This window comes from Paenibacillus radicis (ex Gao et al. 2016), assembly GCF_014641555.1.
Lineage (GTDB): Bacteria > Bacillota > Bacilli > Paenibacillales > Paenibacillaceae > Pristimantibacillus > Pristimantibacillus radicis.
In genome coordinates, this window is record NZ_BMHY01000002.1 from 333,658 (window position 1) to 360,281 (window position 26,624).

Annotated in this window: 24 protein-coding genes; 16 read left to right on the forward strand and 8 right to left on the reverse strand. The window is 49.6% G+C overall.

Annotated elements, in window-relative coordinates; all coding sequences use genetic code 11:
• The first annotated feature begins 499 nt into the window (after positions 1–499).
• A complete protein-coding gene (locus IEX98_RS07055) occupies positions 500–976 on the forward strand; it encodes a GNAT family N-acetyltransferase (RefSeq protein WP_188888228.1) in 477 nt (158 codons plus the stop codon).
• A gap of 38 nt (positions 977–1,014) precedes the next feature.
• On the opposite strand, the gene IEX98_RS07060 is transcribed toward IEX98_RS07055, so the two are convergent.
• Both IEX98_RS07060 and IEX98_RS07065 read right to left on the reverse strand, forming a co-directional pair.
• Positions 1,015–2,544 (reverse strand): response regulator, encoded by a 1,530-nt coding sequence (locus tag IEX98_RS07060; RefSeq protein WP_188888229.1) that lies wholly within the window; start codon positions 2,542–2,544, stop codon positions 1,015–1,017.
• 19 nt (positions 2,545–2,563) lie between these two features.
• Positions 2,564–4,336, reverse strand: a complete 1,773-nt coding sequence (locus IEX98_RS07065) for a sensor histidine kinase (RefSeq protein WP_229692055.1) — start codon at positions 4,334–4,336, stop codon at positions 2,564–2,566.
• A gap of 281 nt (positions 4,337–4,617) precedes the next feature.
• Between IEX98_RS07065 and IEX98_RS07070 the strand changes: the two genes are divergently transcribed.
• The 6 genes from IEX98_RS07070 to IEX98_RS07095 all read left to right on the forward strand — a co-directional run bounded on the left by IEX98_RS07070 (position 4,618) and on the right by IEX98_RS07095 (position 12,011).
• A complete protein-coding gene (locus tag IEX98_RS07070; RefSeq protein ID WP_188888231.1) occupies positions 4,618–5,970 on the forward strand; it encodes an ABC transporter substrate-binding protein in 1,353 nt (450 codons plus the stop codon).
• 75 nt (positions 5,971–6,045) lie between these two features.
• On the forward strand, positions 6,046–6,942 hold the full coding sequence (locus IEX98_RS07075; RefSeq protein WP_042166314.1) for a carbohydrate ABC transporter permease: 897 nt from the start codon (positions 6,046–6,048) through the stop codon (positions 6,940–6,942).
• Positions 6,942–7,784 (forward strand): carbohydrate ABC transporter permease, encoded by an 843-nt coding sequence (locus tag IEX98_RS07080; protein WP_188888232.1) that lies wholly within the window; start codon positions 6,942–6,944, stop codon positions 7,782–7,784. Before IEX98_RS07075 ends, IEX98_RS07080 begins: the two co-directional genes overlap by 1 nt.
• Before the next feature lie 42 nt (positions 7,785–7,826).
• Positions 7,827–10,343 (forward strand): glycoside hydrolase family 2 protein, encoded by a 2,517-nt coding sequence (locus IEX98_RS07085; protein WP_188888233.1) that lies wholly within the window; start codon positions 7,827–7,829, stop codon positions 10,341–10,343.
• Positions 10,344–10,384: 41 nt separating this feature from the next.
• Positions 10,385–10,933 (forward strand): D-lyxose/D-mannose family sugar isomerase, encoded by a 549-nt coding sequence (locus IEX98_RS07090; RefSeq protein WP_188888234.1) that lies wholly within the window; start codon positions 10,385–10,387, stop codon positions 10,931–10,933.
• A 37-nt stretch (positions 10,934–10,970) separates the two neighbouring features.
• The gene (locus tag IEX98_RS07095) at positions 10,971–12,011 is read left to right on the forward strand and encodes an NAD(P)-dependent alcohol dehydrogenase (protein WP_188888235.1); all 1,041 of its coding nucleotides are present in this window, start codon (positions 10,971–10,973) and stop codon (positions 12,009–12,011) included.
• Between the two features lie 71 nt (positions 12,012–12,082).
• Here IEX98_RS07095 and IEX98_RS07100 read toward each other — a convergent pair whose 3' ends face one another.
• Both IEX98_RS07100 and IEX98_RS07105 read right to left on the reverse strand, forming a co-directional pair.
• Complete coding sequence (locus tag IEX98_RS07100) at positions 12,083–12,955, reverse strand: tetratricopeptide repeat protein (protein ID WP_188888236.1); 873 nt, start codon at positions 12,953–12,955, stop codon at positions 12,083–12,085.
• 4 nt (positions 12,956–12,959) lie between these two features.
• Positions 12,960–13,916, reverse strand: a complete 957-nt coding sequence (locus IEX98_RS07105) for an ATP-binding protein (protein WP_229692026.1) — start codon at positions 13,914–13,916, stop codon at positions 12,960–12,962.
• Positions 13,917–14,071: 155 nt separating this feature from the next.
• Between IEX98_RS07105 and IEX98_RS07110 the strand changes: the two genes are divergently transcribed.
• The 7 genes from IEX98_RS07110 to IEX98_RS07140 all read left to right on the forward strand — a co-directional run bounded on the left by IEX98_RS07110 (position 14,072) and on the right by IEX98_RS07140 (position 21,959).
• Complete coding sequence (locus IEX98_RS07110) at positions 14,072–14,962, forward strand: DUF72 domain-containing protein (RefSeq protein WP_188888238.1); 891 nt, start codon at positions 14,072–14,074, stop codon at positions 14,960–14,962.
• A gap of 150 nt (positions 14,963–15,112) precedes the next feature.
• Positions 15,113–15,496, forward strand: coding sequence for a BlaI/MecI/CopY family transcriptional regulator (locus IEX98_RS07115; protein ID WP_188888239.1), 384 nt, complete (start codon positions 15,113–15,115; stop codon positions 15,494–15,496).
• Positions 15,489–17,378 (forward strand): M56 family metallopeptidase, encoded by a 1,890-nt coding sequence (locus IEX98_RS07120; RefSeq protein ID WP_188888240.1) that lies wholly within the window; start codon positions 15,489–15,491, stop codon positions 17,376–17,378. Before IEX98_RS07115 ends, IEX98_RS07120 begins: the two co-directional genes overlap by 8 nt.
• Positions 17,379–17,556: 178 nt before the next feature.
• Positions 17,557–18,573, forward strand: a complete 1,017-nt coding sequence (locus IEX98_RS07125) for an HD domain-containing protein (protein WP_229692027.1) — start codon at positions 17,557–17,559, stop codon at positions 18,571–18,573.
• Between the two features lie 110 nt (positions 18,574–18,683).
• Positions 18,684–19,505, forward strand: coding sequence for a histidinol-phosphatase HisJ (hisJ, locus tag IEX98_RS07130; RefSeq protein ID WP_188888242.1), 822 nt, complete (start codon positions 18,684–18,686; stop codon positions 19,503–19,505).
• 238 nt (positions 19,506–19,743) lie between these two features.
• Positions 19,744–20,673 (forward strand): alpha/beta hydrolase-fold protein, encoded by a 930-nt coding sequence (locus IEX98_RS07135; RefSeq protein ID WP_188888243.1) that lies wholly within the window; start codon positions 19,744–19,746, stop codon positions 20,671–20,673.
• Between the two features lie 305 nt (positions 20,674–20,978).
• Complete coding sequence (locus IEX98_RS07140) at positions 20,979–21,959, forward strand: glycoside hydrolase family 25 protein (RefSeq protein ID WP_188888244.1); 981 nt, start codon at positions 20,979–20,981, stop codon at positions 21,957–21,959.
• Between the two features lie 186 nt (positions 21,960–22,145).
• Here IEX98_RS07140 and IEX98_RS07145 read toward each other — a convergent pair whose 3' ends face one another.
• Genes IEX98_RS07145 through IEX98_RS07160 form a run of 4 tightly spaced genes read right to left on the reverse strand, consistent with a single transcriptional unit; the run spans position 22,146 to position 25,437 of the window.
• On the reverse strand, positions 22,146–22,283 hold the full coding sequence (locus tag IEX98_RS07145; protein ID WP_188888245.1) for a hypothetical protein: 138 nt from the start codon (positions 22,281–22,283) through the stop codon (positions 22,146–22,148).
• 22 nt (positions 22,284–22,305) lie between these two features.
• Positions 22,306–23,460 (reverse strand): DHHW family protein, encoded by a 1,155-nt coding sequence (locus IEX98_RS07150; protein ID WP_188888246.1) that lies wholly within the window; start codon positions 23,458–23,460, stop codon positions 22,306–22,308.
• A 27-nt stretch (positions 23,461–23,487) separates the two neighbouring features.
• Complete coding sequence (locus IEX98_RS07155) at positions 23,488–24,873, reverse strand: MBOAT family O-acyltransferase (RefSeq protein ID WP_188888247.1); 1,386 nt, start codon at positions 24,871–24,873, stop codon at positions 23,488–23,490.
• Between the two features lie 9 nt (positions 24,874–24,882).
• Complete coding sequence (locus IEX98_RS07160; RefSeq protein WP_229692028.1) at positions 24,883–25,437, reverse strand: DUF4358 domain-containing protein; 555 nt, start codon at positions 25,435–25,437, stop codon at positions 24,883–24,885.
• A gap of 132 nt (positions 25,438–25,569) precedes the next feature.
• Between IEX98_RS07160 and IEX98_RS07165 the strand changes: the two genes are divergently transcribed.
• Positions 25,570–26,220, forward strand: a complete 651-nt coding sequence (locus IEX98_RS07165) for a pentapeptide repeat-containing protein (protein ID WP_188888248.1) — start codon at positions 25,570–25,572, stop codon at positions 26,218–26,220.
• A 108-nt stretch (positions 26,221–26,328) separates the two neighbouring features.
• Positions 26,329–26,601: a hypothetical protein gene (locus tag IEX98_RS07170; protein ID WP_188888249.1), complete on the forward strand. Its 273-nt coding sequence runs from the start codon at positions 26,329–26,331 to the stop codon at positions 26,599–26,601.
• The last annotated feature ends 23 nt before the right edge of the window (positions 26,602–26,624 follow it).

A 26,624-nucleotide genomic window follows, 5' to 3' on the forward strand; every position in this document is an offset into this window, starting at 1 on the left:
GTTCGCTGCGAGGAGTTTGGATGATGCGCGAACGGTGCGTTCCGGGGAATAGCGAACCGATTTCGAAAAATAGCGAAACAGGTTCCCTGTGCTTGGATGATTCGAACTCCGCAGCGGTAATATGGCAATAAAATATAGGGACGCTTCTAATTACAGCTGAAATTTGCAAATGTGCCATAGTAGATCCACAAAAGTTAGTTTAAACTTAAGTAGACAGCCTGTATCGCGCAATAAACCGAGAGCTAGCTTGAGGTTACCTCGAATGAGCCGTAAGCGCCTTGAAGTAGACCAAAGTTAGTCTAACTTAGGTGGGACGAGCCTGTACCCCGCAATAAAGCGAGAGCGACTTGGTGTTACCACAAATGAATGCCGTGGCCCGAAAAGATGAACGGCAGCAGGTTCCGTGCTATAATGATTCCAGCGTTATACAGAGTAGATCGTCTTCTGTCAGAAGGCGGTCTATTTTCACTTAATAGACCGCTTGAAGAGGGAGAACAACATGACTAAAATTATTGCCAAACCGTTCAATGAAGAAATGCAAGCTCAGCTGGGACAGCTGGATTCCGGCTATCATGCCGGGGAACTGAGCCTGAAAGCACAAGCCGAATTGCCGGAAGAAATCTACATTATCGATGCCGAGGATGAAATGGTCGGCTATGCTGTGATATGGGAATACGCAAATGAGAAGGCCTTAATTCACAAGGCGGAACGGGATTATTTTCATATCGATGAGAAGTACCTGGAAAGAGATTTCTATATCGATATCAAGAACGAAAGAAATTTCATTTTTATTGAAGCGCTGGACGTGCTCAAGGACTATGAGGGCAAGGGCTATGCCGCTTTTTTCATCAATTGGCTGAAAGCGAAATACCCGAACAAAAAAATGTACGTCTACTCGCTGGATAAATCACGCAACTTCTGGTTTAAGATGAACTTCGAGCCAGTGGGCGATACGGTGTGGATGTCCTTTAACTAAATAGGAACGCAGCGCGGACAGGCATGTTAATTCCCCGTTCAGTCCCCCGACTTATGAAGCTGAGTGAGCTTCTGCATTTTGTACTCCTTGGCGCTGATGCCGCATAGTTTGCTGAAGTAGGCGGAGAAATATTTGTAATCCTTGTAGCCTACGAGCTCTGCGATTTCATAGTATTTGAGATCGCTGTTCAGAATGAGCTCCTTCGCTTTTTCGATGCGAATCCGGTTCAGCCACTCTTTAAAGGAGTAGCCGGTTTCGTGTTTGAAAATCCGGCTCAAATAGCCGGTCGACAGGTAGGCGGCTTTGGCGACATCAGCAAGCTTCAGGTCCTCGTTATAATTCCGGTTGATATAATCCAGCGCGGCAGCAAAATGGACATTTTTGGATTCGCCTTCTTTCACAGGCTTCGCCAAGCTTAACACCAGCTCTATTATTTCTTCGGGTGTCTCGGTTTCCGCAATAATATCGATCGTCTTATGAGACTCGGACTGCCGGTCCATAACCGCTTCCATAAGGACGGCGATGCGATTGACCGATTCCAGAAAACGGGAACGCGAGACCGAATTCTCTTGCATGAATGTAAAATAGTTCAGGAGCGCCTGCTCCATTTGAGCAGGGTTTTTGGACAAAACGGCGGAGATGACCTTGCTCTCGCAAAACTGCGCTTGCCCAGGCTCGCTGCTGGTGAAAGTGTCGTGAAGCGAGACTTTCGTATATTCCTTCTCCGAATGCCAGAAGCAGCCGTCCAGCGCTTTGTCCAGCATCGCATAGCAATCTGCGAAGTTATCAAGCGCATCGATCCGGTTCATGACAACCAGACTATTGCCGAATATATGCGGTTTAAGACCGGGAAACGCCTTGTCCATCGTATCGTCCGCTAACCCCTCAGGCCCAACATTCAAGACGGCGACAAGCCTCGTCCTGTCGATAAAAAACACAAACGGCTGGAATTGCTCAAATGCCCGTATAAATAGGTTGTGAACGATCCAGTTGTCGTTCGTCTGGCAGCTCGCAACCAGCAGCGAGTAGGAGGGACCAGGCAGCGGAATGTCGAGCTTCTCGGCTCTTTTCCGGAATTTATCCAGCGGGACCTCGCCTTTAAAAAATTTCGCGAACAAGTCGGATTTGATCAGCTGCTGGTTTTCATTGTAAATGGTTTGAATGAGCGCATTTTGCCCTTGCGTCTCATATTCCGCCAGGATGCTTTCCTTAACCCGCAGCGCGGACTCCAATATCTTGCCCGAATCAGCGTTTTTGAGCACGAAGGAGCTCACCTTGACTTCAATAGCGCTGGTGAAGTTTTCTGTGTTGCCATACGCTGACAGGATGATGACCTTGGTGCGCGGCAAATATTCGTTTAATTTACGGGCCAGCTCGATTCCGTTCATCACCGGCATTTGAATGTCGGTAAAGACGATGTCCGGAGCCAATTGGATCGCCAGCTTCAAGCCATCCTCCCCATTAGCCGCTTCGCCCACAATTTCCATACCATGCTCTTCCCACGGAATCGTATGGCGGATTCCTTGACGGATAAAGGCTTCGTCGTCAACCAGCAATATTTTGATCATGATGTCCTCGCCCCCTTGTTCATTCTTTACCTCCCGCACCATCCAGCAACGGCAGCTCCTCCTCTGAGCCATCCGAATCCTTCCTCAGCTTCTGTGTAATCTGGAAGACGGTAATCCCGTCGCGCACGTAGCAATCCAGATGAAAGCCGTGCCCGTTCTTCAGTGCAAGACGTTCTCTGATGTTCCGCAGTGCAAAGCCGCGAATACCGCTGCCATCCTCCTCCAGCAGCCGCTTAATCTCGGCGACGTCCGCAGGTGTTCCATCGTTCATAACTTCATAAATAAGCGCATCCTCAACTGAGTAAATCTTCACCTTCACCATTCCGCTCGTGCTGTCCTTCAAGCCGTGAACGAGAGCATTCTCTACAAGCGGTTGAAGCAGCAGGCGAAGCACATAGCAGGATTTCAAATCCTCCGGGCATTCGATCGCAAATACAAACTGATCACCGTAGCGGATACGCTGAATATTGATATAGCTGCTTAGATGCTCCAGCTCTTCGGACAGCTGCACCATATCGCGATTGTTGGGTGAGAGCGTCAGCCGCATCATTTTCGACATATTGGATACCATGAGGCTCACGTTCTTCGTGTCACCCATCTCGGACATCCAGTAAATCGTATCCAGCGTGTTATACAAAAAATGGGGGTTAATCTGCGCCTGCAGGGCATGAAGCTGCGCTTGCTGCAAATTCAGACGGCTCATGTACACTTCTTTATATAGAAAATCCAGCCGCTCCGCCATCCGGTTGAAATTGTTGGCCAGTACCGATAATTCATCATTTCGCTTCACATCAATGCGAACGGAAAAATCCTCATTCGTAATCGACTTCATTCGTTTGCCCAGTTTGACGAGCGGGGCGGTTATGATCTGGGAGAACGTAGCGGATAATAGAAGCGCAAATATAAACACCAGCAGGGCAGTTAAAGAAAGACCTTTAATAAGGGTTTCCTTAATGATTGTGAGAATATTCGGCTTGACGACGCTGTACAGAATAAACGGCGTTCGTTCTATTTTATGGGCCGAAATATAGTAGTGTCCGCTGATTTGAGTTGAGATTGCCTCCCTGTCCGCCAGCTGCAGCAGATTGTCGTAAGAGGTTTCTGGCCCCAGCTTGAAATCGCCCGCATCTCCCTTCGTGTCGACCAGCGCTTTATTCTGTTCATCAACGATGAAGTAGGCAATATCATGATCAATCTGATCCGCCAAAATCGTCTCCGCAAGCTGTTGCCTGCTCATCGCGATTTTGATATAGCCGATTTCTTCGGATAAATTGCTCGGATTTTTTAACATTCGGGTTACGAAAATATGGTTGTACGCTTCTTGCTGTGCATCCTTCAGCCCTGAGACATCGTGATATTCCCAGTAAGGTCTCGATTTTAACGCTTTGGCAGCTTCGATTTCATCCTTGGTCAAATTAAGATTAATGCCGGCGTTAATCGGAATCTGGTTGCGCGATAGAAGCGATACCCCTCGTATGCCGTTGGAAAAGCCGTAAGGCATAGACATCAGAATGTTGTTGGCATTGCTGATGAGCTGAAAATGGTTTTCGCTCTGCTCCGGCATGCTTAAAAACGCTTTCAAATTTGTTTCCATAAGAGGATAGGTGGTCAGATCAAGCGCATCTGTAAAAAAACGCTCGACGTTTTTCCCGACCCCGTGAATGTTGTTGGAGAAACGCATTTGAAGATCGGTTTTTGTATTGTCATAAAAGATGCTGATGGCCACGGAATAGATCGTAATAATCGGGATGGCGACAAGAAAGATAAAAAACAGCATAATCTTTTTGCGCATGCTCACAGGCTCGCGACCTCCCTTGATGTTATGCAATCATTCTGTCATTGCGAGTTGTGCGTGTCAAATCCGTTCCGCGAAATCGGCAAAGAGGACATTTTTTTCAGATAAAAAGCAAATTATAAGGATAAAAATCAAATCCCGGTTCGTCAGATAACCGTCAAATCGTCCAAAAAGGACAAATAAAAGGGATAACGAGGTAATGAAAGCGGATTCAAAAAGAGGGTGCTCAGCGTGTAATATTGATCTCAGAAAGGCAAATACATTTTTGGGGGGACAACATGAAGACGAACAAACGGCTTACCGTCATCTCATTATTATTGGTTTTGTCCATTATGCTTGCTGCTTGTGGAAGCGGTAACAATGGCCCGAAAGAATCCAACGGCTCAAATGGCTCTAGCGGCTCGGGGAAAAAGGTGGAATTAACGTTCTCGCATTATTATTTGGAGGAAGAGCGTCCTACAAGCGCTGAAATGGACAGTTACATGACGCTCGTAGAGAAATGGGAGAAGGATAATCCCAATGTGAAGCTAACGCAGTCGGTGATGTCGCAGGCCGATTATTCGACGAAAATCCAAGCACAGGCGGCAGTGAACGAAATGCCGGATATCTTTTTCCTGAAAGGCTCGTGGGTAGGCAACTTCGCAAGCAACGACCTGCTGATGCCAATCAATGATGAGCTGGACAAGTATGAGTTCAAAGACAAGTTCCGCAAGGGCGCGTTTGACGCAGCTACGCAGGATGGCCAAATTTACGGTCTGCCTAATCAGCTCTCCATTACTTCTATTGTCTATTACAACGAAAAGATGTGGAAGGATATCGGCTACGACAGCTTCCCGGACAACTGGGATGATATTAATAAAGCTGCTGCCAAGTTCAATGAAAAAGGCATTGCGGCGATCTCTCTTGGCAATAAGGATAAATGGCCGGCGGAATCGACGATTCTATCGACGATGGGTGACCGTTTCACAGGTGCTGATTGGACAAACTCCATTATCAGCCGTGATGGCAAGGCGAAGTTCACGGATCCTGAGTTCGTCAATGCGCTGGATATGATGCAGAAGAGCACAGCAGCGAAAATTTTCAATCCGGATTTCAACGTCATCTCTAATGCACAAGCAGAAGAGTATTATGCGCAAGGCAAAGCGGCAGCTACGATCGACGGCCACTGGGCAATCAGCTACCTGCTAAACAATGCGTCAGAAGATGTGCTGAAGCAGACGAAAGTAGCAATCCTTCCTCCGGTTGACGGCGGAAAAGGCGAGGCAAACACCATTTCCGGCGGAGCCGGCTGGTATGTAGCCATCAACAAAAACCTGACAGGCGAAAAGCGGGATGCCGCTATGGATTTCTTGTTCAAAACAGCAGGCTACGATTTCTCCAAAGTGTATATGGAGAAATACGGAATGGCGGGACCAAGCCTTGTTGATGGCGTGGATATGACCAAATTCCCGCAGCTTACGCAGGATTTCGCTAGTCTGACTAGCAAAGTAACGTTCACGCCAATCTATGACATGCTCATGCCAGGCGGCATTATTGAAACGATGAATACAGGCTTGCAGGAAGTGCTCAACGGTACAAAAACCGGCAAAGCGCTGGCCGAGCAGCTTCAGTCCGCTCAGGACAAACTGTAGCAGCCGCAAAGATTGGATAGCCGGCACCAACGGCGTGCCGGTTGTCCGATTACGTATTCGGATGGAGGAGGAACTATGAATCAAGCTATGCGTCCGTCCAGGAAGTCATTCGCCATGTACATGCTGCCAGGGTTTTTCTTATATACCTTCATCGTGTTCGTCCCGATTGTGCTTGCCTTCTATTACGGATTTTTCGACTGGTCGGGCGGAACCAAGATGACTTTTATCGGTTTCGACAACTTTACTGCGCTGCTGAAGGATAGTGTCTTCATCCAGTCTTTCTACAACAACATTTATTTGACGGCGCTTTGTGTCATCGGCCAGGTCGGCATCGCGTTTGTACTTGCGCTGATGTTGCATTCAAAGCGGGTCAAGCTCAAGTCGCTGCACCGGACGATGTCTTATTTTCCATCGGTGCTGTCGGCAGTTGTCATCGGCTTTATCTGGACCATGCTCTATGACTATAACTACGGTCTTATTAATATCATTCTCAAGCAAATCGGCTGGGGACAATGGGCACAGCCTTGGCTGAACAATGAAAGTCTCTCGCTGACACTGGTAGCTATTCCTTTGATCTGGCAGTATATCGGCTACTACATGATTATCATTCTGTCGGCGTTGTCCGCAGTCGATCAGCAGGTGCTGGAGATGGCGGAGATCGATGGAGCCAACAGCTGGAAGAAAGCCGTTCATATTACACTGCCGCTGATTAAAAATACGCTGGCCGTATGCGTCACGCTTTCCATCGCAGGTACGATGAAGGTGTTCGATCACATTTATGTCATGACTGGCGGAGGTCCGGGCACGTCAAGCAACGTGATGGCTTTAAACGCCTATAAGACTTCTTTTCTCACATATAAGATGGGTTATGGCAGCGCGATGTCGATCGGCGTCTTGATTTTAAGCTTAGTTGTAATCGTTGGAACCCGCTGGATCATGGGAAGCTTCACGAAGGAAAGGGAGGTGCGCTAATGGCAAGAGCCTACGCAAGAGGGCGGTTTATGTCCGGACTGGCGCCTAACCTGATTTTGCTCGTATTTTCGATTTCCTGCATTTTTCCTGCGGTATGGCTGTTCTACTCTTCGCTGAAAGGGAAGTCGGAGTTTTACGCCAATCCGATCTCGCTGCCGCATAGTCCAAGCGTTGATCAATATGTGGCGATTTTTACGAAAAGCAAAATTTTGCTCTGGATGTGGAATACGACACGGAATAGCGTGCTATCGCTGCTGATCATTCTTGTTCTTGGCTTTATTATCGGTTATTTTCTGTCCAGGTTCCGGTTTAAAGGCCGCAATGCCCTTTACAACTACTATCTCTTAGGCATGCTGGTTCCGATCCATGCGCTCATGGTTCCGATGTATGTGCAATTCACGCAAACCGGAATGAGCGACAAATGGTTTACGCTCATATTGCCCTATGCAGCCTTTGGGTTGCCCATTGCGATTTTTCTGGTAGACAGCTATGTACGAAGCATTCCGATTGAGGTGGAGGAAGCCGCTTGCATCGACGGGTGCAGCTTCCACCGGACCTTGTTCAGCATCGTACTTCCAATATGCCGTCCCATTCTTTTTACCGTCGGTATTATTCAGTTTTTCGTAGTTTGGAATGAATTTACGTTTGCACTTATTTTGAATAGCAAGGATTCACTCATGACCGTTCCCGTCGGCATCACCTTGTTCAAAGGACAGTTTGTGACGGACTATCCGAAAATGATGGCTTCGATGCTGATTGCGATTTTTCCCGCGATGATTTTGTACTTCGCTTTTTCCAAACAGATTATTAAAGGCATGGTTGCCGGCTCGGTCAAAGGCTAAGGTTAAGGCGGAATTTATTCTAACAGAAGGAAGTGTATGGGGATGAAAATAGTTGGGTTGAACGAAGCATGGCAGGTTCACGAGGCGCCTCTGCATTGGGGCAGAGAAAGCTTGGCAGCGGTAAAAGCGCTGAAGGAGGGCTGGTACGCCTGCACGCTTCCTTCCGATGTTCGCATTCCGCTGATTGAGAACGGAATCATTAAAGATCCGGTTCTATCCGATTATGCGCTGGAAAGCGAATGGATCGAGCAGCGGTCATGGTGGTATATGAAGGAATTCGACGGCTCCGGCCTCGATTTCGACAGCGATATTATCGAGCTGGTCATCGAAACGATTGATTCACATAGCGATATTTTTGTAAACGATCAGCATGTAGGCAGCCATTATAACGTTCATTATCCGTTTGTACGCAATGTGAAGGATCAGCTGACGCCGGGCAAAAATACGATTGCCGTTCGTGTAACGACCGGCTTGGAAAGCGTCTCCGAGAGCAACTTGTCGGAGCTCAATTGGGCGACCTGCCGGGAGTACGACAATGGCGGCAAAGACCGCGGCGACTATCGCCGATCCTTCGTAAGACGGCCGCAATATACGGTTGGCTGGGACTGGGGCCCGCGTGTCGTAACCTGCGGATTGAACGGCAACGCTTATCTTCGCTCCGAGAAAAACATCGCCGTCCGGGAAGTGAGTGTGGTTACTCTCGGCATCGGTGAGACTGCCAGACTCAAAGCGACGGTCAACATCGAGAATCTCAATATTGTCGGCACTGCCAGCGGCGACCTGCTCGTCGAGATTTCTTATAAGGGCAGCGTCTGTGCTTCCAAAAAGCTGGACAACCTGCTGCTGACTTCGGGCATCAATTACTTTGACCTCGAATTTGAAATCGAGAACCCGCAGCTTTGGTGGCCAGCCGGCTATGGTGAGCATCCGCTGTACGACGTAAAGGTAGAGGCGGTATCCGGAGACGTTACGACTGAATTCCCTTCCTTCCAATTCGGCATCCGGACGATCGAGCTGGATACGACGGTGCTGCAAGGAGAAGACCGGAACTTCCGATTGATCGTCAACGGGCTGCCGATTTTCAGCAAGGGCGGCAACTGGATTCCGAACGATTTTATCTACTCGCGTGTACCTGAGGAGAAATATGTGACCCTGATCCGCGAAGCGGTGGAAGCGAATTTCAATATGCTGCGCATCTGGGGCGGCGGGCTGTTCGAGCGGGATATTTTCTATCAGCTGTGCGATCAGAACGGGCTGCTGATCTGGCATGACTTCATGCTGGCATGCTCCACCTACCCGGATCACAGAAGAGAATTTATGGACGAGATGCATGACGAGATGGACTATCAGACCAAACGTCTTCGCAATCATGCTTCGATCGCTTTATTCTGCGGCACCAATGAGGTGCACTGGATTTTCAATAAAACGGACAATCCAAGATGGAATATCGAATTTAAGCACGAGAAGCAATACGGCTTGTATATTGCCAATGTGCTTGCCAAAAAAGTACTTCACAACAACTGCCCTCATATCCCGTACTGGAACAGCTCGCCGTATGGAGGGGCACTCCCGAATGCCGATACGGTCGGGGACGTTCACCGCTGGCATAATGCCTTTATGAGTCTCAATCTGGAGGAACGGATTGAGCCGATGGATTTCGATAACGTTGAATCTAAATTCGTAAGTGAATACGGCTATGTGGGGCCTTGCAATCTGGAGAGCACGAAGGCGTATTTGGACGGCGGGGAGATCGATTTTGACAGCAGCGTCTGGGAAATGCACTGCAACGTATTTGAGAAAGGCACCGTTGCGGAGGGGATTTGGAAAAGCTACCTCGACCGGTCTGACAAGCTGTCGGTCGACGATTATTTGCTCTACGGCGGTATGGTTCATTCGTTGATGCTCGAATACTCGCTAGAGGCAATGCGCTTTAAGCCGGACTGCTCCGGCGCGCTGTTCTGGATGTACAACGATGCTTGGGGCGAAGTGGGCTGGACGATCATTGACTACTACTTGCGCCGCAAAATTTCGTATTATGGCGTGAAGCGGGCGCTTGCCCACACCAAGCTGACCTTGCGTACCGTGGACGGCAATGTCGTGCTTCAAGGAATCAATGACAGCACGGAGGCTGTGTCGTTCCAAGCGGAGTTTGGCTACATTTCCTTTGACGGAGATACGCGGGAAACGAAAACGGTGAGCCTGACGATAGAGCCGCATAGCCGCAGCTACTTGCTTACGGAGGAACTGCCGGACCGGGATTATACGAAGGGTACGATTATGGTCATCCCTGCAACCGATGCGGTGGATACGGTATCACTGCGAACTGGCGATATGAAGACGCTTCGGTTCGACCGCTCGCCGATTGAAGTCATCCGTGATGAACAGACAGGCGCTGGCCGCAGCATCACGCTGCGGAGCACAGGGTTCGCCCACGGCGTATACGTCTCTGGCGGCTATGACTGCTCCGATCTGTACTTCGATTTGCTTCCTGGCGAGACGAAGACGATCACGGTGTATTCTGCCGGCAGCGAGCCGCTGTCATTCACTTCGGTCCGATAGTTTACGGCAAGATCGCAATAGAAGAAAGGGAGGCAGTCTCCGTGAGAATAGAAGACTATCAGCATTTTAAACCGCTTATATTGGATTACTATGATAAGGCGCAGATCGTATTAACGGAGCAGGAGAAGCTAAACTTGGAGCTGGCCGATTTCGGGCTGAACGAGTTTGCACAGATCGGGCTTTCTCTCGTGACTTTCATTAATACAGAGCGCTGCTGTGCCAAGGAAATGGTGCTTTTGCCGGGACAAACCTGTCCCGAGCACCGGCATCCTGTGATCCCTGAGCTGGACTATCCCGGTAAAGAGGAGACCTTCCGCTGCCGTTCCGGCATGGTATACTTGTACGTAGAAGGGGAGCCGGCCGCTGAGATTTACGGAATGCTCCCGGAATCCGGCAAGGACTATTATTCGGTATTTCATCAAATTGTGTTGAGAGAAGGGGAGCAGTACACCATTCAGCCCAATACGAAGCATTGGTTTCAAGGGGGTCCGGAGGGTGCGGTCGTGTCCGAATTCAGCACGAAGAGCTTGGATGAATACGATATCTTTACCGATCCCCGCATCGACCGGATTCCTCGTATCGAAGAATGATCATCTGAAAAATAGCGGATTATTGGAGGCGTTGGCGTTGATCAATCGAGCAGCATTTATGACAGGACTTAACAAGCTGGAAATTCGCGAGGTTCCGGTACCGGAGCTAAAGGCGTCGGAGGTGCTGGTCAAGCTTGATTACGTCGGCATTTGCGGGTCTGACGTGCATTATCTGGAGCATGGCAAAATCGGCGATTTCGTCGTGAACGGAGATTTCATTCTCGGCCATGAGTGTGCAGGCACCATAGTCGCTGTCGGTTCGGATGTTAGGCAGTTGAAGACTGGCGACCGAGTGGCGCTGGAGCCCGGGGCTACGTGCGGTAAATGCGAGTTTTGCATCAGCGGCCGCTACAATCTGTGCCCGGACGTTCAATTTCTGGCGACGCCGCCTTTCCACGGCTGCTTCGCGAATTATATCGCCTTCCCGGCCAACCTGGCATTCAAGCTCCCTGACAGCATCAGCAATAAGGAAGGCGCGTTGATTGAACCGCTGTCGGTTGGCATGCATGCTGCCAAGCAGGGCAGCGTTACACTTGGCAGCTCGGTCGTCATCCTTGGCGCAGGCTGCATCGGACTGACGGCGCTGCTGGCGTCCAAAGCGTATGGCGCGCTGGACATTACAGTAGTCGATGTCATTCAGAAGCGGCTGGACAAAGCGCTGGAGCTGGGCGCTACGAGAGTGATCAATGCGGCACAGGAGGATGTTCTGGAGCAAATCAGCGAGCTGACCGGCGGTGAGGGCGTGGACATCGTGATGGAAACGGCCGGAGCCGTTAGAACGACCCAGCAAACGCCGCATCTTGTGAAGCGCGGAGGGACGATTGTACTCGTCGGCATGCCCCCGCAGGACATTATCGAATTCAATTTCGCCAAGCTGCTGAGCAAGGAAGCGGAGATTAAAACCGTATTCCGTTACCGCAACATTTATCCGCAGGCGATTAAGGCGATAGCGGAAGGTGTTATTGATGTGTCCGGCATTGTAACCCATGAATATGGGTTCGATGATATTGCCGAGGCATTCGACGTCAACATCAACCGGAAAAACGAAGTTGTCAAAATCGTCGTCAAAATCGACTGAGTCCTAATAAACAAAGGAGCGCTCACCCGGCCATTGGCTAGAGTGAGCGCTCCTTCGTTTATTTCAGCTGTTTATTTCAGCCGCCAGCCAAAAATCTTCACATGGACGAGCAGCTTTGTCAGCCAGTGTGTGGCGATATATAGAATGATGAAAACAATCAGCAGCGGCTTGAACAGGATCACGGCCAGCATCCAGCTAACAAGGATCTGCCAAGGCTTTAACTGCCTGATCAGTTTGACCGGGCTAAGTACAATTCTGTACAGCTTGTAGTTTTTTTGCAGTGCCTCCAAGTATTCATCACGTATTTGCTTCTCGTCCGGAGCGAGCCGGATCGCGTTGCCCAGCAGGATGATCTCCTGATCATAGTCTCCGCGCCGCGAGGCAGCCCAAGCGAGATAAAGGAATACGTTGTCCGACTCGGATTCGAGACGAAGCGCCTGCTCTTCGAGCTCTTTTGAGACGCGGAAATGACCCATTTGCGCTTCGATATAACTCATTAGCGCCAAATAGCCAGCATCTTCCGGGTTCAGCTCCAATGCTTGCAGCAATTGCTCTTTTGCTTCTTGATACCGGCCCTTTTGGTTCAAGATATCAGCTTGGAGATAATAATAGAAAGGTTCGTACGGATCGACACGCATCGCTTCAGCAAGCGCGGGTTTGAGCTCATTCCACTTCTTCTGTTCATAGTACGAGATACATTTTACAAACCAAGCCAGTTGGTTTTCGGGATCGCGCCTCAGTGCTTCCCCGCACCAGTGGTGGGCTTCTTCATACTTATCCATTTTCCAAAAAACCTGGGCAAGCATCGAGTAGGCATCTGCATCCTCAGGTTCCTCGCGAATAAGAGCCATAGCTTCCTCAGAGGCTTCTTTGTATTTTTTCCATTTGAGCAAATGCTGGATTCTTTCGTATCGTGTGGAATAGGTATCGAGCTGTATGGACATGGCGTTACCTCAACCCGTGGGCTTTCATATATTCCAGTACATTCTGGTAATCTTGATTCACGTCGCTGAAGGTCGCGTAGTTTTTAGCAGTAGCAAACCAATCCAGCGTTGTTGCTTTGCGGTTTTTGGCCGCTTTTTTCAGATCATCCTGCGTAATGGGCTCGATGTTGCCGCTTTTGAGCATTCGCTCTAGCGCAGACTCTACGGAATCCCTAACGATTTGCTCCAGATCAGCACCGGAGAACATCCGCGTATCCTTAGCAATTCGCTCCAGCTCCAGCTTGCCCATCGGCTTGCCGGCCAGCTTCAAGCCGAGAATTGTCTCGCGTTCCGCTTCTTCCGGCGGCGGCACGAAGATCAAATGATTGAACCGGCCCGGTCTTCTGAGCGCCGAATCGAGATACCAAGGCGTGTTGGTGGCGGCGATGACGAATACTTGATCATTGAAGCTTTGCAGGCCGTCGAGTTCAAGCAGCAGCTGATTTACGAGCATCCGCTCGTGATGCTGCCGCATCTGATTGCGGTTGCCGCCAAGCGCGTCCAGCTCATCAATAAAGATGACACAGGGCTTGTTCTCACGCGCTTTTTCAAAAATATCATGCAAGTTATGCTCGCTTTCGCCGACATACATGGACAATATCGCTTGCAGCTCAATGTGCATGAAATTAGCGTTAATTTCGCCTGCGACAGCTCGTGCAAGAAACGTCTTGCCGCAGCCGGGAGGACCATATAGCAGCAAGCTGCCTCCAGCTTCCCGTCCATAGGCGGCGAATACCTCCGGCTGCTGAAGCGGCAAGATGAAGTTAAGGCGGATTTTTTTCTTCACTTCTTCCAAACCTCCGACGTCGGCGAAGGTTTCTTTCGGTTTATCGGTCTCGACAAGCTTGTTGTCGTCTTTGTCAAACCGGATAACCTTAAGCTTGTTGCGGCGATGCTGATCCAGATCGTTGCGGTCGGACAAGGGGACACTTCCTTTCATTCCTATTCTATTGCTAAATTATATCAAATGAGGAAGCTTTAGTCCTCTCAGGTTGTTATATATTTTTGTCCGGCTTGAAGTCCTCCCAAACTATTTAGTATAACTGGTATAACGCAAGGAAGAACGGAGGCTGCTGAATGGCAATACATATCGGATTGGCGGGCTGGGGCGATCAAGACCGGCTGTACGGACCCGGGATAAAGGCGAAGGACAGGCTGCGGGAGTACGCCAATCATTTTCCGCTCGTTGAGGTAGACAGTACGTTTTATGCAATCCAATCGAAGGAGCGTTTTGCCAAATGGACGGAGGAGACACCGGAGACGCTGCATTTCATCGTAAAAGCTTACCAAGGCATGACCGGCCATCAGCGCGGCCCTGCGGCGAAGGACAATGATCCTGCCGCGATGTTCGGCGCATTCCGGGAGTCATTGGAGCCGGTAATTGAAGCGGGACGGCTGCAAGCGGCTTTGTTCCAATACCCGCCCTGGTTCGATTGCACGAGGGAAAATGTGCGGATATTGCGCGAAGCGAGGCTGAGGATGGAAGGGATTCCGTGCGCTCTGGAATTTCGGCATCAAAGCTGGTTTGCGCCGGAATACCGGGAGAAGACGCTTGCTTTCATGGAAGCGGAAAATTGGTACCATAGCGTCTGCGACGAGCCGCAGGCAGGAGTTGGCTCCGTGCCGACAGTGCTGCGGGCAACGCATTCGGAGGTGACTGTCGTTCGGTTCCACGGCCGTCATACCGCAGGATGGAATCAGAGCAGCGCGCCGAATTGGCGGGATGTCCGCTATCTGTACCGTTACAGCAGCGAGGAGCTGCGCGAATGGGCTGGCATGCTGAGACAGCTTGAAGAGCAAAGCAAGCAGGTATGCGTCATCTTCAACAACAATTCCGGTGGAGATGCGGCGGATAATGCTAAGGAAATGATGGCGATGCTGCGCTTGCTTCGTCCTGACGGCCGTGATCCGCAAGAGCCGATGGAGGAGCCCAAGCCGCCGCCATACGAGCAGTTGGATTTGTTTTGACGCTGATCCGATTATTGATCGCGCACAATGGAGTGTTATCAGAAGGACGGTTCCTCATAGGCAGTTAAGGTTTGACATATAGAAGTTACAGATGTAAACTCTATTTAAAGTAAAGTTTACACCTGTAACCTGTATGGGAGGCTGTTCGTATTGAAATCATCCATTTCTAAAATTACCGATTCCGAACTCGAAGTCATGCGCGTGCTTTGGGAGGCTGGCCGAGAGCTGCCCATATCCGAAATCCGGCGAACGCTGGAGGCGTCCAGCGACTGGGACAGCTCAACGATCAAGACGCTGCTGCGCAGGCTTTGTGAGAAAGGAATCGTCGAGGCAGTCAAAAAGGAAGTGTTTTATTATACGCCGCTGTGCAGCGAGCAGGAATATAACGAGCATACGACGCAAAGTCTGATTGACCGCTTATACGCCGGCAGTGCCAAAAACCTCATCGCTTCGCTCCTGGGAGGCAATAAGCTCAACGATAAGGATATTCGGGAGCTGCGGGACCTGTTTAAAGTAGGTGACGGAGATGAGTGATGCGGTAAAGCTCCTTCTTTCACTTTCCATCTCAGGCACGTTGATGGCAGGACTACTTATTCTATTGAGGCCGCTGCTGAAGCACCGGGTATCGAAATCGATTCAATACTATCTGTGGCTTATCGTTTTGCTGCGTCTGGCAGTTCCTTTCTCGCTAGAGGAGAGCATGATGAATCAGCTGTTTCATAAAAAAGCCATTACTGCTGCACCGGTCATTTTACATACGGACAGTCCCATAACTAAAGAAGAACAGGATATAACTTCCGGTCCCGGTGTCTATCCTGCCGTGAGAAATGAAGCAGGGAAACAAAATGATACTGTGCCAGCGGCCACTCAACCTTCGATTCCAAAACTGTTCAATCAATATGCAATCGGACTTTGGCTGCTCGGTGTTGTCTGTTCACTTGCTATAAACACAACGGGATACTTAAGATTCAGCAGCAAGTTGAGGACTGGAGGACGACCAGCCGAACGCTGGGAGGCCAGCATGCTGGCAGAACTGCTAGGCAGGAGCAGCCGCTTCCAGGTCAAGCTGATTCGCAGCTCTGCGGTTGCTTCCCCCATGCTTATCGGGCTCTTCCGTCCAATCTTCGTTATTCCTGACACGGAATACAGCGAAACACAGCTGCGCAACATCCTGCTTCACGAAACGATTCATTTGAAGCGCTTCGATATCGGCGTGAAGTGGTTCACAATGATCGTCGCTTCGGTGCATTGGTTTAATCCGTTTATGTACGTTATTAAGAAGGAAATGAATCGCGCTTGTGAATTGTCCTGCGACGAGGCGGTAATCCGCAGACTGAATACAGCAGAGAAACAGCAGTATGGCGAGACGTTAATTTCAGTAGCTTCACAGCAACAATCGCCGAAAGGGGTATTGCGGGCTACTTTCAGCGAGGAGAAGAAGCTGCTCCGTGAGAGGCTGATCGCGATTATGAAGCATGGCCGCAAACCTAAAATAGCTGCTGTTGTCACGATTAGCGTATGCGCGCTAATTGTATGCAGCGCCGTTGCTCTTGGAGCAAGCGTTGGTCCGGCAACTCGCAGCAGCACCGCTGAAGTCGGTCTGCTTCCAGTTGAGCCGCCTGTAATCAGCGTGACTCGTGAGAGGGAATCGGAGCCAATCGGCAATATATTAACACGGAAGGTGAGCTGGGACGGCATTAAATACGACCAGATGTCATTCTATCAGACCGCTTGGAAAAGCGAACCGTCCTTGTTGACCGGCCTGCATCGGCCGCTGCCGGGAGAACTGTTCTCGATCGATTTTGGCCCTTACACACCAGACAAGGTAGAAGTGCAAATGGCTTACTTGACCGAAAGCTACGAAGAATCGATGCTGCCGATACTGAATGTTCCAGTTCAGAAACAAAATAACTCTTATCAATTTATTAATCCTCAGGCTTCGACGAGCGATATACCAACCACGGGTAGAGTGTACAGCATCACCGCTGAATGGGGCGTGAATAGAAGCGAATATATATTTGCTGCCGATGGCAAGTTTGATAACTGGGATACTCCGCTCAATTATGAAAACGATGACTATAGCTTTACGCTAACGCTGCCAAGCAGCTGGGCCGGTAAATACCTCCTTGAAGAAAGGGAGGAAGATGACAAGGTCAGCTTCGATTTCATAAATGGTCTTTCGAAATCTGGCCTATTATTCTCTGTTACGGTATGTCCGCGGGAAACTTGGGAGCGCTTGAAGGAAGAGGGGCAGGCCAACCTTACGAAAATCGGGGAAAAAGAAAATAACGTCTACTTGTTTCAAACTCCTTCTGATGTACAGTATGACACTGCCAATGAGCGAGTGAAGGAAGATTACGACTCGATGGTGAAAGATTTAGGGGCGATTCAGGCGACATTTAAACTGCTAGGATAGACGTAATCGAGATAATTCACATGGAGAGAGGATCGGGGCGAGGATGAGCTTGCTTCGATCTTCTTTTTGTCCATAAGTTATGAGGCAGTATTTATACCTATGTCTGGCAGGGAATGAGCGCCCATATCCAGAATAACCGTTAGATAGGATACTGTATTTAATAGTAGCTAGGAGGAGAATGATGCCCGATTCAAAAATTAAGATGGACGGAACAGGCGGATGTCTGTGGGAGCCGATGTGGCAGCTTCATACAGGGCTGGCTCCGGTCGAAAGGGAGCTGCTGCAGTCTAGTTGGGTAAGGAGGCTGCATCTGATCCATCATTGCGGTCCGATGTATTTGAATTCCCAATTGAATTACAGCCGATTGCAGCACACGCTGGGCGTGTTTTCGACGATCGCCTATTTTCATCCCAAGGATGCGGAGCTGAGAGCGGCTGCACTGCTGCATGATATCGGTCATGTACCGTTTAGTCATACATTGGAACGGATAGAGGGAATCGATCATCACGCAATTACACTGGAGCGGATTCAATCCCCGGAAATCGTAGACATTTTGGCTGCTCATGGTCTGGATCAATCCCGCTTACTGAACTTGATAACAGGAGAAACGGCAAGCTTGCTCCGTAATCCTAACAATAAGCTTCAATTGGATCATTTGGATTCTTGGGTGAGAAGCGCGTATTTCAGCGGACGATTGCCGGTGATGCCGCAAACGATATTGTCCCGTACGGAAGAGGACGGCGGTTATTTGTATTCCGATCTGGAGACGGCCAAGCTCCTGAAGAGACTTATTGTGGAGGAAGCGGGTATTCATGCTTCTACAGCGGATATCGGTCCGAGTGCTTTGGTTTTGCACTTGGTGCAAATTTTGATCGACCGTGGACAATTGTCACAAACCGAGCTGATCGGGATGACTGACGATATGATTGAGCAAATGCTGCACAATAGCGAGTGGACAAAAGCTGATTTCTCCCGCTTTATAGACCGGCCATGGGAGTTAAAGGTAACTCGCGGCGAGGGTGACGAGCCCATTCCAGAACAAAGCTTCGAGTGGACGGTCCGTAAGCTGTATTTGTCGATGCCGCTGACCAAGGATGGTGCGAAGGATACTTTTTACGCGGAAACAGAGGAAGCCTATCGGCTGCTGCAGCCGCTGATCGGCACCTATTGGACCTATTGGCAAGATGAAGATTAAGGCTAATCATACTTTTCCTTCCCGTTAATTTCATGTAAAGCTGGAGAATAAGGGCCCTGATACGATAGAATGGGGTGGAGTGCAATTGAAAAGCGCAGGGAGTGTTATGAATGGTGTTGAAATGGGACGGGCATACGCATACCCGTTACTGCTATCACGGCAGCGATGCGGCCGAAGAGCAGTATTTGGACAGGGCGATCGAACTCGGTTTTGAGCGTTATACGATAAGTGAGCATCCGCCGCTCCCGGCGGGTTTAATAGAAGATGCGGCGCTGTTCCGCGAACTGGCTATGCCGCCTGAGGAATTGCCGCTTTACATGAATTATGCCAAGCAGATGAAACAACAATATGAAGGACGTATTGAGGTTACGGTCGGCTTGGAGCTTGATTATTTGCCGGGCCAGCTTGATTTTACCGAGCGGATTGTTGATCAATGGGGGCGCGACCTGGAAGACGTCGTCTATTCGGTTCACTATTTGCCGGGTATCGGCGGTACGCGCTGTATTGATTTTACGGCAGACTACTCGAGAGAGTATTTACTTGGGTATTATGGCACGATGGAAAAGCTTGTGGACGCCTATTACGATCATGTCGAGGGGGCAATTGCTTTCGCTGCCGGGCTTCCGATGCGCAAGCGGATCGGCCATATCAATCTGATTGAGAAGTTTGCCAAGGCGCTTCCTCCAATTGAAGAAACCCAAATCCGTACAAGGCTGGAAGGCATTCTTCCGCTGCTCGCCAAATCGAACGTAGGCATTGATGTCAACACAGCCGGACTGCGGGTGGAAACCTGCGGCAAGCCCTACGTGCCGGAATGGTTTATTGCGGCCTGCCTGGAACAAGGCGTTGAATGCGTATACGGTTCGGATTCTCACAAGCCCGAGCATGTAGGAACAGGCTGGGACTGGTTCGAAGCGCAGATCCGAGGATAAGAGGATAATGGCAGGACATATGGAATTGGAGACTTGGGAGAAGAAGCCGTTACGCTTGCTTGCGTGTTAGGCTTCTTTTTTTCATGCAGAAACATTAAGTCTATATTATGCGTTATAAAAACAGAGATTTTTAACCAGAATGGATAGGAGCATCTGACCGGAATTGACGAAAGGGATTAGGAGTATTTGAAGTTGTTGTACGCGAAATAGGGAAGAGGGTCGTAGGATGAGAGATCAGATGAAAAAGATCATTGGCACAGCTGTAATTATGCTTTTGCTAGCAGGCTGCGGAAGCACGGCCGCTCAGCGGACGATGATCGATTCAAGCGGGACGGCAAAAGAGACGCTGGAGGCAGCCGCTCAGACTTCAGACAGCTCTAGGATGCAGCACCTGACGCTGGAGAGTGAGGCGCTGGGCAAGGCGATGAAAGTAAATGTCTATTTGCCGGAAGAATATGCGGACGGAGCAGGCGGACCGTACCCGGTTCTGTATGCTTTGCATGGCAAAAACGGCAATGAAAACAGTTTTTTCTCCAGCGGTTTGAACATCGGGGAGCGAGCGGCGAAGTTGGTCAATGAGGGAAGAATCGCGCCGTTCATTATCGTCTCTCCCCAGCTCGATAACAGCTATGGCGTCAACTCCTCCGAAAAGCTGGACAAGCGGCATGAATATGCGCTCGGCAGATATGAGGACTATTTGCTGAAGGATCTCATACCGGCAATTGACGCCAATTATAATACGGTGGCCAATCGTGAAGGCCGCTATATCGGGGGCATTTCAATGGGCGGCTATGCAGCGCTGCATCTTGCTCTTACCCATCCGGATATGTTCAGCAAGGTCGGCGGCCACAGCGCAGCAGTATGGAAGGAGACACCGGACTACTTGGCTTGGCTGTATCAGGGTGATCAGCCTCAGGAAGAGGTGGACCCTGTAATGCTCGTTGGCAAGGGAGCGGCTAAGAAGCTGGCGATTTACCTCGATCATGGGGATAAGGAGCATGAATCTATCGCCGATGGCAATCAGGCATTGATGGAGGCGCTGGATAAAGCCGGGGTGAGCTATGAGTACCATTCGAGCCCAGGGGGACATAATGATAAATATTGGGCCGCGCATATGGACGATTATTTGCAGTTTTACGGGAACAAGGGTGAGGAAGGGAAGAAGTAGCAGGATTTCTGTTAAGGAGAAGAGAGTCATAGAAGAAGCCGTTTTATGCGGGCAAAGTGAGAAGGCAGGAAGAGCTGCAGTTCTATGCGCGCAAAGACGGTAAAGCTAATACATAGCAGCTGTTCAATGAGAGCAAAGTCAGCAAGGGAAAAGCTGCTAAGGGGTGTCGTTCTGGAGGGGAACTGTCGGGTAGACAGTTCCTTTTTTTTGCGCTCAGCAGGACTTGCCGTACAGCCGCCGTTTCGCGAAATGATGGACCTGCTTATGATAAAGGAGGACGTGCAAGGAAAGGAGCGCTGTGATCGATGCAAGCAAGAAGCGGAGGCAACGCGCAAGGTATTGATGTTTCACGTTATCAAGGAACGATAGATTGGAAAAAAACAGCGGCAGACGGCATTTCCTTTGCATTCGCAAAGGCGAGTGAAGGACAATTCTACCGGGACCCATATTTTGCAGGCAACGTGTCGGGAGCCCGGGCGGCAGGCGTGATGATCGGAGCCTATCATTTCCTCAATGCGGCTTCGACGGATGCAGCGAAGAAGGAAGCGGCTAACTTCGCGAATGCGATAGCGACGGTAGGCGGGATAGGCCAGCTCGATCTTCCTCCCGTAATGGATTACGAGAACAATCCGAGCAAGCTGAGCAAAAGCGCGATCAACGCGGTTGCAAAAGCTTTTTTGACGGAGCTGGAGCGGCTTACCGGGGTGAAACCGATCATTTATACCGGCAACAGCTTCGCTGCAAACTTTGACGCATCGCTTGGAGGCTATGAACTGTGGGTTGCGAGATACAGCACGCAGCCGCCGTCAAACGTCACCGCATGGAGCAAATGGAGCTTTTGGCAATATAGCGATGGCTCTACAGGCGGAAGCAGGCCAAGCGGCGGGCGCAAGGTGGCAGGTATCAGCGGACCGGTTGATCTCAACGAGTATGCCGGAACGGTAGAGGAGCTGCGGGCCAAATATACGGATCAGGAGGATGAGCCGATGACAGAAGCGGAAAAACAAGCTTTTAACGAGCTGCAAACCAAAGTTGCTAATCTGGAAAAGTATGTGAATATCTCGGGCAATCAGACGCCCCCTGCGTGGACGAAGCCTGCGCTAGATGCTGCTATGGCAGCTGGCGTTATTACGTCTACGAATGACAAAGGGCAGCCGGAGTTTGTGTCCATTCAGATGCTGTATAACGCGGGGTTGCTGAACAGCGAGCTGATCGCCTTTTTCAAAGCTTTTAATGCTAAGACTCGCGCGGCGATCGAGCAGCTGCAAAAAACGGGCGGGAAGTAGTAACTAACGAAGGCTCCCTCCATGATCAAAATGCAAAAGTGCAGGCTGAAGGGAGCTCCTACCGCCGAATTCTGGTGTCAAAATGCAAAAGTGCATTTGAAATGTCCCAAAAGCGCCATTAGGGGCTGATTTTGTCCAAACAAACTGTACTTTTGCATTTTGAGGGGGAAAACCAGCTGAAAATGGCTAATCAAACTGTATTTTTGCATTTTGATTGGCTACACCAGCCGCTGATGACTTAAGCTCCAACTGCCAGCAACAAAAGAGGGAGAGGAAAGCGCATGCCTCAGCATGAACACTTTCCTCTCCCTCTTTTGCACTCACCGCGTAACCTCCAGCTCCGACATCAGTAGCCGAGCTTCAATATCTCTTGTCCGTCAGAGAATGTCGTCGTGTTGAACAGCAGCAGCACATCTTTAATGTCGTTTTCCTTCATGTAGCTGGAGATGTTGCCGTTGTAGTAGCGCAGATCGATCACATGAATTTCCGGTACATGCATCGCTAGAAAAGGCAATACGCTATGGGCGTAGGAATCTTTGATGACGAGCAGTTTATCCAAGTCGACATCATCCGTAGGCAGCTCGGTTTTAATCGTCATTAATGCGTGAACACCGCCGAGAAAATAAGAGTACTTATCTTTTTTCGCCAAGTAGCTGTCTTCGTACAAGCCTTGAACAGTCGTATCATCGTCGAAAATATACATTTCCGATTCAACTTTGTTTTTCGGCAAATACGCTTGAATGGAATCCGGCTTCAACCCATTGAACTGGCTGCGTGTATGGAAGCTTCCCAGAAAGCTGTTCGTCACCGTGCGAATATCAAACTCGGATTCCTCCATAGGCGGCCAGCCCATTTGCTCCGCATAAGCCCGGTAAGCCAAGTACGCGCCGTATGTCGTCCAGTGGTGATCGGTACGGTAGTACAAATCTCTATCTGGCTTCTTCTCAGCCGCAGGCTTCAGAAAATCAAATCCATTAATAAAGCGGACATGCTCCCTCACTTGCTCCATTATGGTGCCGTTTACGATAGACTGCGGATAAGCAGAAGCCAGCCATGGCAGCCGCTCCGGATAAACACCGATGGAGGTTGGAGCGAGCAGGAAGCTGATGTTCGCATGAGGATTTTTATACGCAAATTTGTTCACGGCCTCCGCGAATTTAGCTAGATCCAGCGGTTCCGGCTCGGCAAACTGTTCAAATAGAAAGCCGTCTTTACCTTTATAAATCCCGTTGTTCTCTTGCTGAAGCCGCAATTGCTCCATCGTCGATTTGACGGCAACCCATTGATCCCGCAGCGGAAAATGATCCGTAACGAAGCTCTCCGTCTGTTCGGAAAAGGTTTTGTCCAGCAGCTTCTCCCAGGTGAGCTGAGGCTTTTTTTGCAGGCTGCGATTTTCCATCTCGGAGAAGGCTTTTTTCGGCGTGAAAAGAAACAGCAGGCTGAACGCGAACAGAAGGACGGCGAAGCCGGCAACATAGATGCGGTCTGTTCGTTTATTCATGCAATTCAAGCTCCTTCTCGCTTTAGGTTAGAATCGGAAATATAAAAACGGATTAAACGTCGCATCGACCAGATAGGCAATCGAAAGCAGCAGCAAAGCGAAATGCCAGCTTAGTTTGAGGATGGGCATCTTGTCCGCTAAACGCAATTGGCGCTTAGGCATAGACGCAATGATGAGAACGACGAGCAGAATCGCGTTCGTATAGAGCAAATACAGCGTCTCATCATTCCAAGCCGGCTGGCCGTTGGAACCTGCCATTGCCAGCAAGTATTGACCGATAGAAGGAAGCTCTTCGAAAGCGAAAAACACCCAGCCGATCAGAATGAGCAATAGCGCATACACATGCCGTACCCAGCGCGGCAGCCGTTGCAGCAGCTTCAGCAGAAACATTTTCTCACCGATCAGTAAGACACCGAAGTACAAACCCCAGAGCAGGAAGTTCCAGCTTGCTCCGTGCCAAAAGCCGGTCAACATCCAGACGATGAGGATATTTCTTAGCTGCATTAACAATCCGCGGCGGTTGCCGCCAAGCGGAATGTATACATAATCCCGGAACCAGGTGCTGAGCGAAATATGCCATCGTCTCCAGAAGTCGGTAATGCTCTGTGCCGTGTATGGCCGATTGAAGTTTTCGTTAAAGCGAAAGCCAAACATAAGCCCCAGACCAATCGCCATGTCCGAATAGCCGCTAAAATCAAAATAGATTTGGAACGCGAACGCAACAATGCCCAGCCACGCCATTAATGCGGGCATCATAAGGGGATTGGTGCCGGAAATCGTATCCCATAGCAATCCGATATTGTTGGCGAGCAGCACTTTTTTCGCAAGCCCAATTGTGAAGCGCCGAACTCCTTCGGCGAAAAGCTCCGTCGTCACCTTGCGGTTCCGAAGCTGCTCCGCAACTGTCGAGTATTGGACGATCGGACCGGCGACAAGCTGCGGGAATAAGGAAACGAAGGTTGCAAAATCAAGCCAGTTCCGCTGCGCCTTCACGGTTCCCCGATAGACGTCAATGATATAGGACATCGATTGAAACGTGTAAAACGAAATGCCGATCGGCAGCGCCAAATCGGTTAGCGGGATATCCGTGCCGAGCAGCGCATTCAAGTTGCCGATGAGAAAATCGGCATATTTGAAGTAAGACAGCAATGCCAGATTGACGGCAATCGATAGAGCGACAACCGCTTTGCGTTTGCCTGCCGATAAGCCCGGCCTGCCGAGCAGCAGGCCAAAGCCATAGTCCGTAACGGTAGACAGCAGCATGATGACAATATAGACAGGCTCGCCCCATGCGTAGAAAACTAAGCTGGCTGCGAACAGGACGAAGTTTTTAATCCGCCAGGGCGAGATGAAATATAGAGCTAATACAGCAGGCAGAAATAGAAACAGGAACAGCAGGCTGCTGAATACCATGGCTGGCGTTTATTTAAAGAAAGCGTCGAAAGCTTGCTCGAGCTCGTCTGCATTTTCAGATATGATGAAAATAACGTAGTTGCCCTTTGTTACGAGTTTGTAGTTTTTGGCATTTTCATATTGATCCGGCAGGTAGGTTTCGAATGTTTTTTGCACGTCTTCAGCGCGTTTCTTCACGCCTGCTTCAACAGCGGCTACGTCTTTGGAATCCTTCACCTTCAGAACGGCGATTTCATTCGTCTTCACATTCATCATCGGCGTCATGATCGTCGATTCTTCAAGAAGGGCAGGATCGAAGTGATACATATCTTTAACCATCGTGCTCTCGAGTTCCAGCAATTTTGGCTGCTCATGCGCTGCAAGCACGCTGTCTACCATTTCTTTAGTCGATTTCGCAGGAACTTTGGCCGATGAATTTTCTTCTTGGGAAACGTTTGAGGAGTTGTTCGAATTGTTTGTTTTGCCGGGATCATTCGTATTGCCTGCTCCCGAGCATGCTGATAACATAATACCTAGTGCGATAATTAGCGTGGTTAGTCCAAGTTTTTTGTTCATTTTGTTCATGATGTTATTCAATCCCCTTGATGTTTTTTATGTGCACACACTGTAGAAAACGAACTTAATTTCATTAATGTTGCAAATGCACGGCTTGGTAATTTCTTGTTAAGCATGATTATGTAAATGAGGTGTACGTATATGTCGGGTAAAAAACAGCTGGTTGATCTGCCGAAAGTTCCGGCTTATCTGGAGTCTTTGGAGTTAGATATTAACGATTTGGGTCAAGATTGCGAGTTTGTAGACAGCATCGTTCAGGATTGCGAACTGTCTGGAGAAGCGCCTTACAAGGCTTGCTTCGACCGCATGAAGTTTACGAATGTGACGATGCGGGGAGCGCGGATGCGCAAATCGGAATTTACAGATGTGATATTCGAACGCTGCGATTTGTCGAATGCCGATTTTCAGGATGCGATCTTTCATCGCGTTGTGTTCAAGGATTGCAAGCTGATCGGAATGGATGTTAGCAGCGGTATGCTTCGCAATGCCAGCTTTATTGATTGCAATGCCGAATATGCTGTTTTTCGCATGATTAATGCGAAGCGGATCAATCTGCAGGGCGGAACATTTGCATACGGGGATTTCTTTAATTCAAATTTGACCGAGTTTTATTTGACGGAGACGAAGCTGGATCAGGCGCAGTTCTCGCAGACGAAGCTTGCTGGTATTGATTTAAGCAGCTGCGAGTTTGATAATCTTGGCGCCACGCTGCCTGAGCTGCGTGGTTGTATCATTTCACCGCTCCAGGCCGCAGCATTTGCTGGGCAACTCGGCATGGTTGTGAAACGCTGAGAAGGGCGGCTGCCTTGGAGCGCCGTTCCCCCTTTTTCTATGATTCTCCGTTTTGGCGAGTACCAATCTATCAAATCCGCATAGCATAGAAGCAGGATACATCACGCTATGGGAGGCGATCGGATGGGTTCGATAGCAAAAGGAAAGGCAATTAGGGAAAATCAGGTTTACTCAAATCGTGTCGTGCGATCGGAGTTTGACCGGCATTGGTCAACCCGAATTTCGCAATCGGGCTACGTTATTTACACAGCCAAAGCGAACAGAGCAAAGGTTGTTGTGCTGCTGGCAAACGGGCAAAGCAAACTTATCGCTTTTCCAAATTTTGTCGGAGGCGGGGGTACGAGCCATTACAGTAAGCCGCATTTCGTGAAAAACGTATAGCACGCGCGTAAAATTGCCGGCAT

Coding starts and splice junctions, on each gene's coding strand:
- IEX98_RS07055 (WP_188888228.1), top strand. CDS start 500: ATGACTAAAATTATTGCCAAACCGTTCAATGAAGAAATGCAAGCTCAG.
- IEX98_RS07060 (WP_188888229.1), bottom strand. CDS start 2,544: ATGATCAAAATATTGCTGGTTGACGACGAAGCCTTTATCCGTCAAGGA.
- IEX98_RS07065 (WP_229692055.1), bottom strand. CDS start 4,336: ATGCGCAAAAAGATTATGCTGTTTTTTATCTTTCTTGTCGCCATCCCG.
- IEX98_RS07070 (WP_188888231.1), top strand. CDS start 4,618: ATGAAGACGAACAAACGGCTTACCGTCATCTCATTATTATTGGTTTTG.
- IEX98_RS07075 (WP_042166314.1), top strand. CDS start 6,046: ATGAATCAAGCTATGCGTCCGTCCAGGAAGTCATTCGCCATGTACATG.
- IEX98_RS07080 (WP_188888232.1), top strand. CDS start 6,942: ATGGCAAGAGCCTACGCAAGAGGGCGGTTTATGTCCGGACTGGCGCCT.
- IEX98_RS07085 (WP_188888233.1), top strand. CDS start 7,827: ATGAAAATAGTTGGGTTGAACGAAGCATGGCAGGTTCACGAGGCGCCT.
- IEX98_RS07100 (WP_188888236.1), bottom strand. CDS start 12,955: ATGTCCATACAGCTCGATACCTATTCCACACGATACGAAAGAATCCAG.
- IEX98_RS07110 (WP_188888238.1), top strand. CDS start 14,072: ATGGCAATACATATCGGATTGGCGGGCTGGGGCGATCAAGACCGGCTG.
- IEX98_RS07120 (WP_188888240.1), top strand. CDS start 15,489: ATGAGTGATGCGGTAAAGCTCCTTCTTTCACTTTCCATCTCAGGCACG.
- IEX98_RS07125 (WP_229692027.1), top strand. CDS start 17,557: ATGATGCCCGATTCAAAAATTAAGATGGACGGAACAGGCGGATGTCTG.
- hisJ (WP_188888242.1), top strand. CDS start 18,684: ATGGTGTTGAAATGGGACGGGCATACGCATACCCGTTACTGCTATCAC.
- IEX98_RS07135 (WP_188888243.1), top strand. CDS start 19,744: ATGAAAAAGATCATTGGCACAGCTGTAATTATGCTTTTGCTAGCAGGC.
- IEX98_RS07140 (WP_188888244.1), top strand. CDS start 20,979: ATGCAAGCAAGAAGCGGAGGCAACGCGCAAGGTATTGATGTTTCACGT.
- IEX98_RS07150 (WP_188888246.1), bottom strand. CDS start 23,460: ATGAATAAACGAACAGACCGCATCTATGTTGCCGGCTTCGCCGTCCTT.
- IEX98_RS07155 (WP_188888247.1), bottom strand. CDS start 24,873: ATGGTATTCAGCAGCCTGCTGTTCCTGTTTCTATTTCTGCCTGCTGTA.
- IEX98_RS07160 (WP_229692028.1), bottom strand. CDS start 25,437: ATGAACAAAATGAACAAAAAACTTGGACTAACCACGCTAATTATCGCA.
- IEX98_RS07165 (WP_188888248.1), top strand. CDS start 25,570: ATGTCGGGTAAAAAACAGCTGGTTGATCTGCCGAAAGTTCCGGCTTAT.
- IEX98_RS07170 (WP_188888249.1), top strand. CDS start 26,329: ATGGGAGGCGATCGGATGGGTTCGATAGCAAAAGGAAAGGCAATTAGG.